Consider the following 16062-nt stretch of genomic DNA (forward strand, 5'->3'; position numbering starts at 1 on the left):
AAGATAAATGCAAGCATTAGCTAAACATAAATTCGCCTCTGGTTCGGCGCAAAAAGCACGTCTAGTTGCAGATCAGATCCGCGGGTTACCTGTAGATCGCGCACTAGAAATCCTGGCGTACAGCCCTAAGAAAGCGGCTGTATTAGTTAAGAAAGTACTTGAGTCTGCTATTGCTAACGCAGAGCATAACGAAGGTGCTGACATTGATGAGCTTCGTATAACAACGATCTTTGTGGACGATGGTCCTACAATGAAACGTATTATGCCTCGTGCTAAAGGACGCGCAGATCGCATCCTTAAGCGTACAAGCCATATCACTGTTATGGTTTCAGATAGCTAGGAGTATAAGTAATGGGACAAAAAGTTCATCCTACTGGTATTCGCCTAGGTATATCTAAACCTTGGGTTTCTACCTGGTACGCGAGTTCAAAAGATTTCTCTGCACAGCTTTTTGGCGATCACAAAGTTCGTACATTCCTTACTAAGGAATTAAAAACGGCTTCTGTGTCTAAAATCGTTATTGAGCGTCCAGCAAAATCAATCCGAGTAACAATTCACACGGCTCGTCCGGGTGTTGTTATCGGTAAAAAAGGCGAAGACGTAGAAAAATTACGTCAAGCGGTAACTAAAATCGCTGGTGTACCTGCTCAGATTAATATCTCTGAAGTACGTAAACCAGAACTAGATGCACAACTAGTAGCAGACGGCATTGCCTCTCAACTAGAACGTCGTGTTATGTTCCGTCGCGCTATGAAGCGTTCGGTACAAAATGCAATGCGCATCGGTTCTAAAGGGATTAAAGTTGAAGTTAGCGGTCGTCTTGGCGGCGCTGAAATCGCACGTTCAGAATGGTATCGTGAAGGTCGTGTACCTCTACATACTCTTCGTGCTGATATCGATTACGCAACTTCTGAAGCCTTAACCACTTATGGTATCATTGGTGTTAAAGTTTGGATCTTCAAAGGCGAAGTTATTGGTGGTTTACCACTAGTACAAGAGCAAGAGAAGCCAGCTAAACGCGCACCAAAGAAAGCCAAGAAAAGTGCTAAGTAGAGGTAGCGAGTAATGTTACAGCCAAAACGTACAAAATTCCGTAAAATGCACAAAGGCCGCAACCGCGGTTTAGCGCAAAACGGTAACAAAGTAAGCTTCGGTACTTTCGGATTGAAAGCAACTGGCCGTGGCCGTATGACTGCTCGTCAAATCGAAGCAGCTCGTCGTGCTATGACGCGTCACGTGAAACGTCAAGGTAAAATCTGGATTCGTGTCTTCCCTGACAAACCGATTACAGAAAAACCTCTTGAAGTTCGTATGGGTAAAGGTAAAGGTTCTGTTGAATATTGGGTTGCTGAAATTCAGCCTGGTAAAGTACTTTACGAAATGGAAGGTGTTTCAGAAGAGCTTGCTCGTGAAGCGTTTGACCTTGCTGCTCGTAAACTGCCATTCAAAACAACTTTCGTAACTCGGACGGTAATGTGATGAAAGCTAGCGAACTAAAAGATAAAAGCGTAGAAGAGCTTAATGCTGAACTTCTAGGACTACTTCGTGAGCAATTTAATATGCGCATGCAAGCTAGCACTGGTCAGTTAGCTCAGACACACACGCTAAGAACAGTACGCCGCGATATCGCGCGTGTAAAAACAGTTATTAACCAGAAGGCAGGTCAATAATGAGCGATAAAATTCGTACTCTTCAAGGCCGTGTAATCAGCGACAAGATGGAAAAATCTTTCACTATCGCTATCGCACGTTATGTGAAGCACCCAATCTATGGGAAATTCATTAAACGTACGACTAAGTTACACGTACATGACGAAAATAACACAGCAAAAGCGGGTGACGTAGTTACTATCCGTGAATGCGCACCAATTTCTAAGAATAAATCTTGGACTTTAGTAGACGTTATTTCTAGTCCAAAACAAGCTTAATTTTTTAATTAAGTTAGTTTTGTAAAAAAGCCCTGGCATTAGCCGGGGCTTTTTGTTTTCTGGAACTGCCTTATCCTGAAACGTGTTTATACATTTAGGACTTATACCAATCCGCAATAATACTTAATCATTTTGCGGGGCTAAACGTGTCGCTACCTGCTTTAAAAAATGCTCATTTAGAACAACTAAATAGCGAATTTCTGCCTACCTATCAACACGTTTTTCCAGCCTCAAAATAGATCACTTAATTAAGCGAATTGGTATTATTTTATGAAAACTATTAAAACTAAAGACGTTAAGTTAGTTGGTATTATCTTTTTATCAGAAATACAAAAGCATGCAGGGTAGTTTTCTGGTTTGTGTCATCAACTCCGTTGTTGTTATATATTTTTGGTGTCAGAACTAGTGGGTGAATCACAAAAGTTTGATTATAAGCTTACATATCTCAGTAACTTTAATACTTGCTATAGGCATCTCAGCCGTTGTGCTGCTTTTCTCTTACTTTATTTCAATGTTACAGTTTTAAGGTATCGAAAATAGATATTCAAATATAACTTTAATCATTCGCTTGTGTGGTTTTTTTATGTCTAAAACCTCAATTTATCGCCTAAAATGAATATTCTGGTATGATTAGCAAATATGCGCTTTTGAATGAATTTTTGAGGTAATAATGACGCGTAGTTTTGAATTTCATTTAACTGATGAGATTGCCACGGTTGCAATGGGTAATCGCGTTGCTGATATTATAGAGCAAGGTGCGGTTATTTATTTACATGGTGATTTAGGTGCTGGTAAAACAACGTTTACACGAGGTGTAGTGCAAGGCTTTGGCCATACAGGTAAGGTTAAAAGCCCGACCTATACACTAGTAGAACCTTATGAGCTTGAGCGTGCAAATGTTTATCATTTTGACTTATACCGCTTAGGTGATCCTGAAGAACTCGAATACATGGGAATACGCGATTATTTCTCAGCAGACGCAATTTGTGTTGTTGAATGGCCTGAAAAGGGTGGTGAATTTATTCCTGTGCCTGATTTAGATATTACTCTAAGCTATGTGGGTAACGAACGTAAAATTGTTATAAATAGTGCGAGTGAGCGCGGTATAGCAATTGTCGAAAAACTAAATAATCAATAATAATATAGTTAAGGCAGTAATTATCCAATGAGCCGAGGTGTAGTTAAACTTTTTATTTATCTTATGGTTATCACCATAAGCTTGCCGCTATGGGCTAAAAACACAATCAATAGTGTGCGTGTATGGCCGTCTCCAGATAGTACGCGCGTGGTATTTGATTTAAATGATAAGCCCGACTTTAGCTATTTCATGCTTAAAAACCCTAGCCGCCTAGTGATTGATTTAGAAAATACTAGCGAGTTAAAAACATTGCCAGGTGTGCCCCCGAAACATCAAATAGTAAGCAAATTACGTTACTCAAAACCTAAAAATAAACAAAGCGTACGTTTAGTATTTGAATTAAGTGCGCCAATAAAGCCAGTGGTATTTGCCCTCGCACCTACAGGCCCTTATAAAAATAGACTTGTTGTTGATTTATACAATAAAAGCCAAGCTACTACAGTTGTTTCTCCTGCTCAAACAGCCGCTAAAAACCGTCAACTAAGCCAAGAGCGCGACATTGTTATTGCGATTGATGCGGGGCATGGTGGCGAAGATCCTGGTTCAATTGGGCCATCAGGCACCTACGAAAAAACAGTTACACTGCAAATTGCGAAGCGTTTAGAGCGCATGATTGATAGCGAACGTGGCATGATTTCGCGCATGGTACGAAGCGGTGACTATTTTGTAAAATTAAATACCCGTACTAATCGAGCCCGTGAAAAAAAGGCAGATTTTTTTGTTTCTATTCATGCTGATGCATTTACAAGCCCTGGGCCAAATGGTGCCTCTGTGTGGGTTTTATCATTAAGACGTGCTAATTCAGAAATAGGTAAATGGATAGAAGATAAAGAAAAACACTCCGAGCTTTTAGGTGGCGCTGCTGATGTAATGAAAGATGCCGCCAATGAAAAATATCTAGCACAAGCGTTGCTTGATATGTCAATGGACCACTCTATGAAAACTGGCTTAAATGTAGCTGACGAAGTGGTTAAAGAGCTTCGTAAGGTTGCCAAACTGCATAAAAAAGATCCCCAGCATGCGAGCCTTGCAGTACTAAAATCACCAGATATTCCATCTATTTTGGTAGAAACGGGGTTTATATCTAACCCGCGAGAAGAAAAGCTACTTAAAAGCCCTAATCATCAAGAGCGTTTAGCTAAAGCGATATTTACTTCAATTAAAAATTATTATTTGAAAAATCCGCCGGATGATTCTTTATTTGCTAAATTAAAGTCGCAATATCCAACAAAGCATAAAGTACGCCCTGGTGAATCTTTAAGTATGTTAGCGAGTCGCTATGGCGTTACAGTCAATAAATTAAAACAAGTTAACAAGCTTAGTTCTAATACCTTATTTATTGGGCAAGAGCTCGATATACCTCAAAGTTAGTCATTATTATTAGCGCAATGTTTGCTAGGAAGTCTCATGAATATTGAAATATTACCCGCGCGTTTAGCCAACCAAATTGCCGCAGGCGAAGTGGTTGAGCGCCCAGCGTCGGTAGTAAAAGAGCTTGTTGAAAATAGCTTAGATGCTGGCGCAACGCGTATTCAAATTGATATTGAGCGCGGCGGCCACAAACTTATTCGTATTCGTGATAATGGCGCAGGAATAAGTAAAGATGAGCTAACGCTCGCACTTTCTCGCCACGCGACAAGTAAATTAAAATCACTTGATGACCTTGAAAACATTTGCTCACTTGGCTTTAGAGGGGAAGCACTTGCGTCAATTAGTTCTGTGTCGCGTTTAACGCTGAGCTCAAAACCAAAAGAGCAAGAAGCAGCTTGGCAAGCTTTTGCAGAAGGCCGCGACATGGCCGTTAAAGTAAAACCTGTAGCGCATCCCGATGGCACAACCATTGAAGTAAAAGATTTATTTTTTAATACTCCAGCACGTCGTAAATTTTTACGCACCGAAAAAACTGAATTTAGCCATATTGATGAGTTGATAAAGCGTATTGCGCTTAGTCGCTTTGATGTCTCTATTACACTAACTCACAACGAAAAAGTAGTAAGGCAGTATCGTGCCAAAACTGATCCCTCTCAGGCTATAACACGCGTAGCACAAGTTGCAGGTAAGGCCTTTGCTGAGCAAGGTTTGCATATTCAATCAGGAGAGGCTGGCCTACAGCTGCATGGTTGGGTGCTACCTGTAGGCTCAGCGAATACGACTCAGTACACTTATGTGAATAATCGCATGATGCGCGATAAGCTTATTTTGCATGCTATACGCCAGGCATTTGAAGAAGTAAGTGGAACACAAGAATTACCCGGTTTTGTCATTTATATTGATATTGACCCTCGGCAGGTTGATGTAAATGTTCACCCTGCTAAGCATGAAGTGCGTTTTCATCAAGGGCGGTTAATTCATGATTTTATATTGCAAGCTATTAAGCAGGTAGTAGTGCCATTGCAAGGCGAATTCACTAACGAATCAGCGAGCACAGAAGCAGAGTTCACGCCAGCGTTCATTGAGTCAACGCATAGCAGTGCTAATAATATAGAAAGCGAAGGAGTGTTTGATTACCCTAAATCGCAATTACAGCCTTCTTACTCTGGAAGTGCTGGTAGCTCAAGTTCGTCCTCAGGTACTAGAAGTGTTGGCGGTACATACCGTGCTACACCAAGCACGAGCCATCATGACGTAAATGCGTTTTATCAAGGAGTGAGTGAGCAACACGCCGCACATTTTGATAATGCAGCCAATATATCTGCTGCACAACACCAGTCAGTATCTGTTGATAATGTCTTAAAAGCTGTTTCTATTATAAGTGTTAGTGAAGGAGTGTGTGTCTTTAGTGAAGAGCAGCAATTGTATTGCTCACATTTTAAATATGCATTAGTTGATGATTGGCATAATCAAATTAAAGAGTTCGGAAGTTTAGAAGGGAAAGCCCTTTTGTTACCAGTGCGAGTAAACTTAGAAAAAGAAGATTGCTTACTTATAGAATCCCAGCAATCGTGGTTTACCTTACTTGGTTTTGAACTTGTAATAGAAAAACAATTTGTAATGGTTAAAAAATTGCCAGCGTGTTTATATTTACTTGACGTAAGTGCAGCGGTAGGTGAGCTACTTGATGCGTGTAAAGCAAAACTTGAAAATATAGAAAATTGGTTAGAATGGCAAATGAAATGCGTGCCGACCCGATTTTATTTAAGCAATGTATTTTTAGCGCAACAAATGCGCTTACAAAATAATCCACAAACTATTGAACGCTTGCGTAAAAAAGCAGTTAAAATAGAGCTAAATCACTATTTAACGCAATTAGATTAAGGTATCAGTGTTGAGTAATTTACCAGTTATATTTTTAATGGGTCCAACTGCAGCAGGTAAAACAGCATTGGCAATCTCGCTGTGCGAGCATTTAAATACAGAAATAATCAGCGTAGATTCAGCGCTAGTGTATAAAGGTATGGACATTGGTACAGCAAAACCTGATGCCGAAGAATTAGCCAAAGCTCCGCATCATTTAATTGATCTACTTGACCCGAGTGAAACGTATTCAGTTGCAGATTTTAGGCGCGATGCAGTGCAAAAAATTGACGAATTTCACAGACAAGGTAAAGTGCCTGTATTGGTTGGAGGTACAATGCTGTACTTCAAATCTTTAATTGATGGTTTATCGCCATTACCTGAAGCAGATACAGAGATAAGAGCAGAGTTAGAAGCGCAAGCGAAAGAATTTGGCTGGCCTCATTTATATAAAGAATTAGTTAAAGTTGACCCAAAAGCAGCCGAAAAAATAAGTGAAAATGATTCACAAAGAATTAATCGGGCTTTAGAGGTTTACAGGTTAACTGGTAAGGCCATGACTGAGTTGCAAATGCAAAAACAGCCGGCTTTACCTTATACTTTTCATCAATTTGCGATTGCACCGCAAGAACGCAGTGAATTACACCGCCGAATTGAAGAAAGGTTTAAAATAATGATTGATCAGGGGTTTGAAAATGAAGTTTCGACCCTATATCTACGTAAGGATTTACACCCCAATATGCCTTCTATTCGTTGTGTTGGTTATAGACAAATGTGGGATTACCTTGCGGGTGAAACAAACCATGATGAAATGGTTTTTCGTGGCATCGCAGCAACACGTCAGCTGGCAAAACGGCAGTTAACGTGGCTTCGTAGTTGGCCTGATGTTACTTGGTTAACAACAGGCGACGAAGAAAACTTGCATCGTGTAGTAAGTTCGCTAAGCTAGTAGTAGTTGAATATTGTTTTTTATCAAATAAGTTCAGCCACTTAATTATAATAACACCTAGAACGAAGGAACAATAACATGGCAAAAGGCCAATCGTTACAAGACCCATTTTTGAATGCACTACGACGTGAGCGCATTCCAGTATCAATCTTTTTAGTAAATGGCATAAAATTACAAGGCAAAATTCAGTCATTTGACCAATTTGTTATTTTACTAGAGAACACCGTAAATCAAATGGTTTACAAGCATGCAATTTCTACAGTTGTCCCTGCTCGCGCAGTTAACTTCCAAGCAGTTCAAGGGAGTGAAGACACTGAAGAGGCAGAAGCTGGAAACTTTTAATTAGGAGCATAATGTTTGTTTGACCGCTATGAATCCGGCGAACAGGCAATTTTAGTTCATATCGACTTACCTAAAGAAGGAGATCGTGAAGATCTTCATGAATTAGAAATGTTGGTATCTTCTGCTGGTGTTAGTAGTTTGGCGGTTGTGCAAGGCAGCCGTCAAGCACCACATCCGAAACTATTCGTCGGTACCGGTAAAGCAGAAGAAATAGCTGAGATTGTCAAAATCCACAAAGCAGATGTCGTAATTTTTAATCATCAACTCAGGCCATCACAAGAGCGTAATTTAGAGCGCGTTTGTCAATGTCGTGTGCTTGATAGAACGACGCTAATTCTTGATATTTTTGCCCAGCGCGCACGTACCCACGAGGGTAAGCTGCAAGTTGAATTGGCTCAACTTCGCCATATGTCGACTCGATTAATTCGAGGCTGGACTCACCTCGAACGTCAAAAAGGCGGGATTGGTTTACGTGGCCCTGGTGAAACTCAACTTGAAACTGACAGAAGATTACTTCGTGCCCGTATCCAAAATATTCGTGCACGTTTAGCAAAAGTTGCAGTGCAACGTGAACAAGGTAGGCGAGCTCGTACTCGCAACGAAATACCTACAGTTTCATTAGTTGGTTATACCAATGCGGGTAAATCTACATTATTTAATCGAATTACAAATTCAGATGTATACGCGGCCGATCAGTTGTTTGCCACGCTTGACCCGACTCTACGTAAGCTTGAGTTAGGTGATGTTGGCCCTGTTATCTTAGCTGATACAGTGGGCTTTATTCGTCACCTACCACATGACTTAGTTGCTGCTTTTAAAGCAACGCTTACTGAAACTCGCGAAGCTGATTTGCAGTTACATGTAATTGATGCAGCAGACTCACGTCTGCAAGAAAATATTGAACAAGTACAATCGGTGCTTAAAGAAATTGAGGCCGACGAAGTACCACAGCTATTAATTTATAATAAAATTGATGCGCTGGATAACGTAAGCCCACGTATTGATCGAGACGACGAAGGCCAACCTATAAGAGTATGGCTTAGCGCTCAGACTGGTGAAGGGTGTGAATTACTTAGCGAGGCTATCAGTGAGTTACTAGCTAAGAAGATGTTTAACGAAACATTATTTCTTACGCCATTGTATGGTCGCTTAAGAGCTGCATTGTTCAGCTTAAATGCAGTGCATGAAGAGCAATTTGATGAGCAAGGTAATTGGCTGTTAGATGTTAGAATGCCAATGGTTGAGTGGAATCGTTTAATTAAAGAATTTGGTCCTGAAATTGCTGGTTTTATCAACCGTAATTAAAAATTGACGTTTTAATGTCGGTTTTTGTATGAGAAACGCGGTAGATTTGTTAGATTTAACACAATTTCCTAATTTATTTAGATAACAATGGAGTATAGCTATGGCCTGGAATGAACCGGGTAATAATGGCAATGACAAAGATCCGTGGAATAATAAAGGCGGACGTGATCAAGGCCCACCTGATTTAGACGAGGTGTTCCGCAAGTTTAGTAACAAGTTCAGCGGCTTATTTGGCGGGAAAAAATCCGGCAATAGTAGCGGCGGTGGACTTGGCGGAGCCGGTATTTCATTCATACTTATTATCGCCGTTATTGTATGGGCGTTAAGTGGTATTTATACGGTTAAAGAAGCCGAGCGTGGTGTGGTTCTACAATTTGGTAAATATGACCGAATTGCTGATCCTGGTTTGCGTTGGAAAATGACTTTCATCGAAACGGTAATCCCAGTAGATATTGAAGCAGTTCGTTCATTATCGGCTTCTGGTTTTATGCTTACTGAAGACGAAAACGTAGTGAGCGTTGAGTTTCAGGTGCAATACCGTGTTATTGACCCATACCTTTATGAATTTAGCGTAACTAACGCTGATAGTAGCTTAGAAGAAGCGCTAGACAGTGCACTGCGTTATGTTGTGGGCCATGCAAAAATGGACCAAGTATTAACTAATGGCCGTGAGGTTGTTCGTCAAAATACATGGGATGAGCTTAATAAGATTATCGAACCATATAACTTAGGTTTAATTGTTACTGACGTGAACTTTAAAGACTCTCGTCCACCAACTGAAGTTAAAGATGCATTTGATGATGCAATTGCTGCACAAGAAGATGAAGAACGTTTCATCCGTGAAGCAGAAGCATATGCTCGTGAAATTGAACCGCGTGCTCGTGGTCAAGTAACGCGTATGACTCAAGAAGCGGAAGGTTATCAAGAGCGCATTACATTGGAAGCACAAGGTGAGGTAGCTCGCTTTGAAAAGCTTTTACCTGAATATCAAGCAGCTAAAGAAGTTACTCGTGAGCGCTTATACATTGATGCAATGGAAGAAGTGTTAGGGAGTAGTTCTAAAATATTGGTTGATGTTAAAGGCGGCAATAACATGATGTATTTACCTCTTGATAAAATCATGGACAAGCAAGGAACCGCAACACGAGTTGCACTTCCAAGTTCAAGTGATATTCAAGACTTACGTAATAAAGTTAATACGTCGCGCAATAGCTCTGTTAATAGTGGCAATGACCGCTTTAACAACGACCGCTTCAATGATGGGAGATAATCATAATGAAAAACTTTAGTTTAGTAATACTATTAGCTGCCATTGTTATGTCTTTCTCATCGGTATTTGTTGTACCTGAAGGGCAAAAAGCAATTGTAATGTTATTCAGTAAAGTACAAAAAGATAGCGACGATAAAGCGATTGTATATGGCCCAGGCCTACAATTTAAAGTTCCATTTTTTAGCCAAGTACGTCGTATTGATGCACGTATTCAAACGCTAGATGGTGCACCAGATCGCTTTGTTACTAGCGAGAAAAAAGACTTAATTGTTGATTCGTTTGTAAAATGGCGCGTTAATGACTTTAGTGCTTTTTACTTACGTGCTCGTGGCGATAAGCAATATGCTGAAACGCTACTTAAGCAAAAAGTAAACAATGGTCTTCGTACAAACTTTGGTACACGTACAATTCGCGAAATTGTATCAGGTGAGCGTAGCGAGTTGATGGAAGAAGCGTTAGTACAAGCATCTGAAAGTGCACGTGAGCTAGGTATTGAAGTACTAGACGTACGTGTTAAGCAAATCAACCTACCACAAGAAGTGAGTAGCTCTATTTACCAACGTATGCGCGCTGAGCGTACTGCGGTTGCAAAAGAGCACCGCTCTGAAGGTCAGGAAAAAGCAGAGACTATTCGTGCGGGAGTTGACCGTCGAGTAACTGTAATGCTTGCTGATGCTGAGCGTAATGCACGTTCTGTACGTGGTCAAGGCGATGCTGATGCTGCAGGCATTTATGCTAATGCGTACAACAAAGACCCTGAGTTCTTTAGTTTTGTACGTTCGCTGGAAGCTTACAAAAAGACTTTTAAAGATAAGCAAGATGTTATGTTGCTTTCACCAGATAGCGACTTCTTCCAATATATGAAAGGCGCTAAAGCTCAATAGACTTTACGTTAATTATTTAAAAGTTAAAAAGCCTCGCATTTGCGGGGCTTTTTGTTAAATACAAACTAGTGCGTTAAATCACTGTTATTTATGTGGTTATTGGTCAATATTTGGATATAACAATTGCCCGCAGAAAAAATAAGCTGAACAGGGGTGATCTTTACTTTAGTTTTCTGGTAAAATCTCGTCCTAATTTTCTCTAAGTGAATTTACGATGGGTAAAAACGTTGTTGTATTAGGCACCCAATGGGGTGACGAAGGAAAGGGTAAGGTAGTTGATCTCCTTACAGACAAAGCATCTTTAGTAGTTCGTTATCAAGGTGGCCACAATGCGGGTCATACTTTAGTTATCGAAGGTGAAAAGACGGTTCTACACCTTATTCCATCGGGTGTATTACGTGACAATGTTAAATGTGTGATTGGTAATGGTGTAGTTTTATCACCAGAAGCGCTAATGAGAGAAATTGGCATGCTTGAAGAGCGCGGCGTACCAGTACGCGAGCGTCTTTTAATAAGTGAAGCATGTCCGCTAATCTTGCCTTTCCATGTTGCATTAGATGTAGCCCGCGAAACAGCTCGTGGCGATAAGCCTATTGGTACAACTGGCCGTGGAATCGGTCCTGCGTACGAAGATAAAGTAGCACGTCGTGGTTTACGCGTAGGCGATTTATTTAATCCTGAAGTATTTGCAGCTAAATTAAAAGAAGTGCTTGAGTACCACAACTTCACTTTAGTTAACTACTACAAAGTAGATGCTGTAGATTTCCAAAAAACGTTTGATGATGCAATGGCTGTTGCTGATATCTTAAAAGCAATGGTTGTAGATGTAACTGAGCTTTTAGATCAAACGCGTTTAGCAGGCGAAAACATTTTATTTGAAGGTGCACAAGGTACGTTACTTGATATAGATCACGGTACTTACCCTTATGTAACATCTTCAAACACTACCGCTGGTGGCGTTGCGACTGGTGCAGGTTTTGGTCCATTAAACCTTGATTACGTTTTAGGTATTATTAAAGCGTACACTACACGTGTTGGTTCAGGTCCTTTCCCTACAGAGCTTTACGACGGTCTTGATAAACAAGATCCAGTTGGTAAGCACCTAGGTGATAAAGGCCATGAGTTTGGCGCTACAACAGGTCGACTTCGTCGTACTGGTTGGTTAGATGCAGTGGCTATGCGCCGTGCAGTTCAAATCAATAGTATTTCAGGTTTTTGTTTAACTAAGCTTGATGTTTTAGATGGCTTAGAAACACTTAAAATCTGTACTGGTTACAAGCTTGAAGATGGCACAGTTACTAACGTAACACCATTAGCGGCCGAAGGTTACGATAAAGTAACACCAGTATACGAAGAAATGCCAGGTTGGTCAGAAAACACTGTTGGTGTAACGAGTCTTGACGGTTTACCAAAAGCTGCGATTGACTACATCAAACGTATTGAAGAAATTACGGGTGTTCCAATTGATATTATTTCTACAGGTCCTGACCGTGTAGAAACTATGGTGCTTCGCAATCCGTTTGCGTAATTACCATTAGATTAAAAAAAGCTGCTTCGTGCAGCTTTTTTTGTGTCTAAAATTCACCTTGGAACGATCTTTGTATATTATTTAATAAGTTTATTTATATAAGTGGTGAATATGCGTTTATTTAATCGTAATTGCGTACTAAGGCTTTCGTTAATAACGCTGTCTTTATTTATTGCAACCAACAGCTTAGCTACAGAAAGCCCTGCTGCTGTGCCGCTGTATACAGAATCAGAGCTAATTGCGTTAATAAATAAAAATACGCATTTAGCGCGCGTAAAGGCAGATGATTGCCAGTTGGTGCAAGATATAGAAGCACGAGCCAATAAAATGGCATTGCCGTCTTATCAATTTTTATACGGCGATATGCTGGCTTATAACGTGTGCGTTGATCGCAATGTAGAGTTAGGTGTGTATTACATGCGAAAAGCAGCTGAGCAAGGCTTAGCGGCAGCGCTAGAGCAATTGGGACGATACTACGACACTGGTCGTTTAGTTCAACAAGATAAAGCAATGGCAATTACATATTTGCGTGAAGCGTCGTCGCAAGGCAATTTAAAGGCACAACTGCGTTTAGTTAAACTATTTAATGACGGTTTTGGAAGTCCACGTGATTTTGAAGATGCTTATCGTTGGCTATTTAATTCTATGGTGGCAGATAAAGCGACTCATAATAAAATTGAGCGAGCGCTGACTAAGTTAGCGCAAAAAATGCCAGATAGTGTGGTTGCTCGAGCTCGCCTTCCTATTTAATGGCTTTTAAAAAACAAAACCCTAACTTTTTAAGTTAGGGTTTTTGAGTTTTTACAGGTAGTAAAAGTGTTTAACTTTCTTCTTTAGCCTTTGTTTGCGGGTCTTTTAAAACCGACATTTTAGGCGGCTGTAATGCAACAACGCGTTCGCCTTCTTGCGGCGGTTTTTCCATGTTAATTGTAAATGGTCTTAGCTTAATTGGTGTATCGTCATCACTGTCTTTATCACCTTTGAGAATAAATAAAGGGATAGCCTCAGGGTTCATTTCTAAGTATTGTTCCCAGCTAAACTCATCCGAGATACGTGTTGAACTAACCTTACCGCCTTTAGCTATAATACTGCTTAAACGTGCATACGAGCCTTCGTCTCCAAACAGTATTTGTCTAGATAAAAACGTTGCGCTGTCTTTATTTGCTTTTGCATGCGACGTTGATGAGCGTAGCGAAAATACATTTTTTTCATTAAGTAAATGAGAAAAGTATTGAACACCTAATGCATTATGATGACGATTTGGCGATAATGCTAATACACTACGAATCGTTGTTAGAGGTAAGTAGCGTTCAGCATGCTCTGATTGCGGGTTACCATAATAACAAGCTAAACCATCCATACGTGCCATTCTGCAGTTTTCCCATGCAGGATCTGACAGGTGAACAGGAATGTTTTGCTCTTGTAAGCCACGGCCGATTGCACGCGATACATGGTTTGCACCAATAATTAATATTGTATTTGGCGATGGCTGGCGTACACCTAATAGCTTGGCAACAGGAATGGCGGTTAAGCTCTGTAGTACAACGGTAATTATAATTACTGTAAATATGAGAGGTACCATTTTTTCAGCATCAGCAACACCAGACTCCATCATGCTAAGCGCAAATACCGACCCAACGGCTGCGGCGACTATACCGCGTGGAGCTATCCAGGCAAGTACCAAACGAGACTTCATTGGTAAGTCAGTACCAAATGTAGAAATAGCAATACACAGTGGACGAGCAACAAAAAGCACGATAGCTAAAAATATAAATACATCGCTGTCGAGCATCATTAAATCAGAGAGCTGTAAGCGTGCTGCAAGTAAAATAAACAGCGTTGATATTAATATCATCGACAAGTCTTCTTTAAACTCAAGTACAGAATCTATTTCTAAATCGTCTTGGTTAGCAAGCCAAATGCCAAATACAGTCACTGCTAATAGGCCTGATTCATGGCTTAAATAGTTTGATACAGAAAAACTAATGAGTACTAATGCCAATATACCAAACTTATGTAATTCAAATGGTAGCCATTCGCGACGCATTAATAGTGTTGTTAACCAACCAGCAGCAACACCAATACTTAATCCAACACCGAGGGTTTTAACTAAGGCAATAATAGTGTGGCTAAATACTTCGCCTTGGCCTACAAGCATTACGGCTTCAAATACTAATACAGCGAATAATGCGCCGATTGGGTCTATTACAATACCTTCCCATCGAAGTATGCGGTCAATGTCTTGTGTGGGGCGCATTGAGTTTAATAGCGGTGCTATAACAGTAGGGCCTGTTACAACTAGCACTGCACCTAATACCGCAGCTACACGCCAATTAAGTTCAAGCAACCAATAGGCGCTGAGGCTAATAATAATACAGGTAGTAAGCATGCCGATGGAGCAAAGGTTTCTTACAACTTTTCCGATTCCTTTTAGCTCTCTGAAATGCAGAGTTAAGGATCCTTCAAATAAAATGATGGCAACACTTAGTGATACAACTGGAAACAGTAAATCACCTAATAATGCATCAGGGTCTAAAACACCACTAAATGGTCCAAGTAAAAGACCAGTAAGCAATAAGAAAAGAATAGCGGGCACTCTAAAAGCCCACGCGACCCATTGGGCAAGCACAGAGCAAAGTGCGATACCGGCTATGTAAATTGCTGACATAGATTAAGAATTCCTTATTTATGACGGTTTGTTCAAAAGTATAACTTTTGTTAATTATTAATACAGGGGTATACACGGGAAATTCAAATATTACTAATCAATTTTAGCTGCTTATAGAAGATTAGTAGGGGTTTTGTGCCCATCCCCTATGACGGACATGATTTCAAAGTGACTTTGGTTGATAGCAATGGAGATAGAGTTGCTGGCGGATATAGCGTAGCAGTTTCCACTTCTATCTTTAATGCAGGCACTTATTATTGGGAAGTTGAAAATAAAACAACAACTGGATCTACTTATGGTGGAATTACTTATGAAGTAAGATCTGGTGGCTAGTTAAACTTTCTATTAACGACTCAGCCCTATGAGTCGTTAATAGAAAACAATCTAAAATAAAAGCTTAAGTTTTATAAAATTATGTCGATAAAAGAAAACGACATATGAAAAAGGATTTTTATGAAAATCAGCACCAATCTACTACCTACTCTATTTGAAAGTAAAATATCTATTTTTACAAACAGTGATGATGAAAAAATAAAAAGCTTTTCTACTAAAACAAGCGAAAGTGGCTTAAAAATTAATATAAACACAACTCACCTTGATCCTAAAGTTAAAGAAAAAAAAGACAATAATGCTTTTGATTCATCATTAATTGAGGGAAGTGCATATGAAAAAGTATTTAAAAAAGAAGAGCTCAACTTTTCGTAAGCGTCTAGCGAACCACACCTAGCATCGATGTTCTGATTATCTAAAAATACCTGCTCAATGATAAATTCGGAGCAGGTGATGAAAACTTACAGAACAAGCGCACAGTGGCAGC

The 16062-nt window shown here is 40.1% G+C and carries 18 protein-coding genes; 17 read left to right on the forward strand and 1 reads right to left on the reverse strand.

What is annotated here, in order from left to right:
• Nucleotides 1-7 precede the first annotated feature (7 nt).
• The 15 genes from rplV to I6F10_RS16095 all read left to right on the forward strand — a co-directional run bounded on the left by rplV (nt 8) and on the right by I6F10_RS16095 (nt 13327).
• The gene (gene rplV, locus I6F10_RS16025) at nt 8-340 is read left to right on the forward strand and encodes a 50S ribosomal protein L22 (RefSeq protein WP_002957892.1); all 333 of its coding nucleotides are present in this window, start codon (nt 8-10) and stop codon (nt 338-340) included.
• Between the two features lie 11 nt (nt 341-351).
• Nucleotides 352-1053 (forward strand): 30S ribosomal protein S3, encoded by a 702-nt coding sequence (gene rpsC, locus I6F10_RS16030; RefSeq protein ID WP_002957891.1) that lies wholly within the window; start codon nt 352-354, stop codon nt 1051-1053.
• Nucleotides 1054-1065: 12 nt separating this feature from the next.
• On the forward strand, nt 1066-1479 hold the full coding sequence (rplP, locus tag I6F10_RS16035; RefSeq protein WP_002957890.1) for a 50S ribosomal protein L16: 414 nt from the start codon (nt 1066-1068) through the stop codon (nt 1477-1479).
• A complete protein-coding gene (gene rpmC / locus I6F10_RS16040; protein ID WP_002957889.1) occupies nt 1479-1670 on the forward strand; it encodes a 50S ribosomal protein L29 in 192 nt (63 codons plus the stop codon). Before rplP ends, rpmC begins: the two co-directional genes overlap by 1 nt.
• Nucleotides 1670-1927 carry a 30S ribosomal protein S17 gene (gene rpsQ, locus I6F10_RS16045; RefSeq protein WP_002957888.1) on the forward strand — a complete coding sequence of 86 codons (258 nt, stop codon included), beginning with the start codon at nt 1670-1672 and terminating at the stop codon, nt 1925-1927. Before rpmC ends, rpsQ begins: the two co-directional genes overlap by 1 nt.
• 670 nt (nt 1928-2597) lie before the next feature.
• Nucleotides 2598-3065: a tRNA (adenosine(37)-N6)-threonylcarbamoyltransferase complex ATPase subunit type 1 TsaE gene (tsaE, locus tag I6F10_RS16050; RefSeq protein WP_002957887.1), complete on the forward strand. Its 468-nt coding sequence runs from the start codon at nt 2598-2600 to the stop codon at nt 3063-3065.
• A gap of 27 nt (nt 3066-3092) precedes the next feature.
• Nucleotides 3093-4436 carry an N-acetylmuramoyl-L-alanine amidase gene (locus tag I6F10_RS16055; RefSeq protein WP_165743468.1) on the forward strand — a complete coding sequence of 448 codons (1344 nt, stop codon included), beginning with the start codon at nt 3093-3095 and terminating at the stop codon, nt 4434-4436.
• Nucleotides 4437-4472: 36 nt separating this feature from the next.
• Complete coding sequence (mutL, locus tag I6F10_RS16060; RefSeq protein WP_165743466.1) at nt 4473-6320, forward strand: DNA mismatch repair endonuclease MutL; 1848 nt, start codon at nt 4473-4475, stop codon at nt 6318-6320.
• A gap of 10 nt (nt 6321-6330) precedes the next feature.
• Nucleotides 6331-7248 (forward strand): tRNA (adenosine(37)-N6)-dimethylallyltransferase MiaA, encoded by a 918-nt coding sequence (miaA, locus tag I6F10_RS16065; RefSeq protein ID WP_024605619.1) that lies wholly within the window; start codon nt 6331-6333, stop codon nt 7246-7248.
• Nucleotides 7249-7326: 78 nt separating this feature from the next.
• Nucleotides 7327-7590: an RNA chaperone Hfq gene (gene hfq, locus I6F10_RS16070; RefSeq protein ID WP_024597268.1), complete on the forward strand. Its 264-nt coding sequence runs from the start codon at nt 7327-7329 to the stop codon at nt 7588-7590.
• A gap of 15 nt (nt 7591-7605) precedes the next feature.
• Nucleotides 7606-8895 carry a ribosome rescue GTPase HflX gene (hflX, locus tag I6F10_RS16075; RefSeq protein WP_024597267.1) on the forward strand — a complete coding sequence of 430 codons (1290 nt, stop codon included), beginning with the start codon at nt 7606-7608 and terminating at the stop codon, nt 8893-8895.
• A 100-nt stretch (nt 8896-8995) separates the two neighbouring features.
• Entirely contained in the window at nt 8996-10165 is a 1170-nt protein-coding gene (hflK, locus tag I6F10_RS16080; RefSeq protein WP_165743463.1) for an FtsH protease activity modulator HflK, read from the forward strand.
• Between the two features lie 5 nt (nt 10166-10170).
• Nucleotides 10171-11049, forward strand: coding sequence for a protease modulator HflC (gene hflC / locus I6F10_RS16085; protein ID WP_165743462.1), 879 nt, complete (start codon nt 10171-10173; stop codon nt 11047-11049).
• A 214-nt stretch (nt 11050-11263) separates the two neighbouring features.
• Nucleotides 11264-12577, forward strand: a complete 1314-nt coding sequence (locus I6F10_RS16090) for an adenylosuccinate synthase (protein WP_024597266.1) — start codon at nt 11264-11266, stop codon at nt 12575-12577.
• A 111-nt stretch (nt 12578-12688) separates the two neighbouring features.
• Nucleotides 12689-13327 carry a tetratricopeptide repeat protein gene (locus I6F10_RS16095; RefSeq protein WP_165743461.1) on the forward strand — a complete coding sequence of 213 codons (639 nt, stop codon included), beginning with the start codon at nt 12689-12691 and terminating at the stop codon, nt 13325-13327.
• A 70-nt stretch (nt 13328-13397) separates the two neighbouring features.
• On the opposite strand, the gene I6F10_RS16100 is transcribed toward I6F10_RS16095, so the two are convergent.
• Nucleotides 13398-15245, reverse strand: a complete 1848-nt coding sequence (locus I6F10_RS16100; RefSeq protein ID WP_165743459.1) for a cation:proton antiporter — start codon at nt 15243-15245, stop codon at nt 13398-13400.
• A 135-nt stretch (nt 15246-15380) separates the two neighbouring features.
• On the opposite strand from I6F10_RS16100, the gene I6F10_RS16105 reads away from it, so the two are divergent.
• Together I6F10_RS16105 and I6F10_RS16110 are read left to right on the forward strand one after the other, a co-directional pair.
• The gene (locus I6F10_RS16105) at nt 15381-15578 is read left to right on the forward strand and encodes a hypothetical protein (RefSeq protein ID WP_197099120.1); all 198 of its coding nucleotides are present in this window, start codon (nt 15381-15383) and stop codon (nt 15576-15578) included.
• Between the two features lie 120 nt (nt 15579-15698).
• Complete coding sequence (locus I6F10_RS16110) at nt 15699-15950, forward strand: hypothetical protein (RefSeq protein WP_197099121.1); 252 nt, start codon at nt 15699-15701, stop codon at nt 15948-15950.
• Nucleotides 15951-16062 lie beyond the last annotated feature (112 nt).

The organism is Pseudoalteromonas sp. SWYJZ98, from assembly GCF_015864495.1.
Taxonomy (GTDB): Bacteria; Pseudomonadota; Gammaproteobacteria; order Enterobacterales; family Alteromonadaceae; genus Pseudoalteromonas; species Pseudoalteromonas distincta.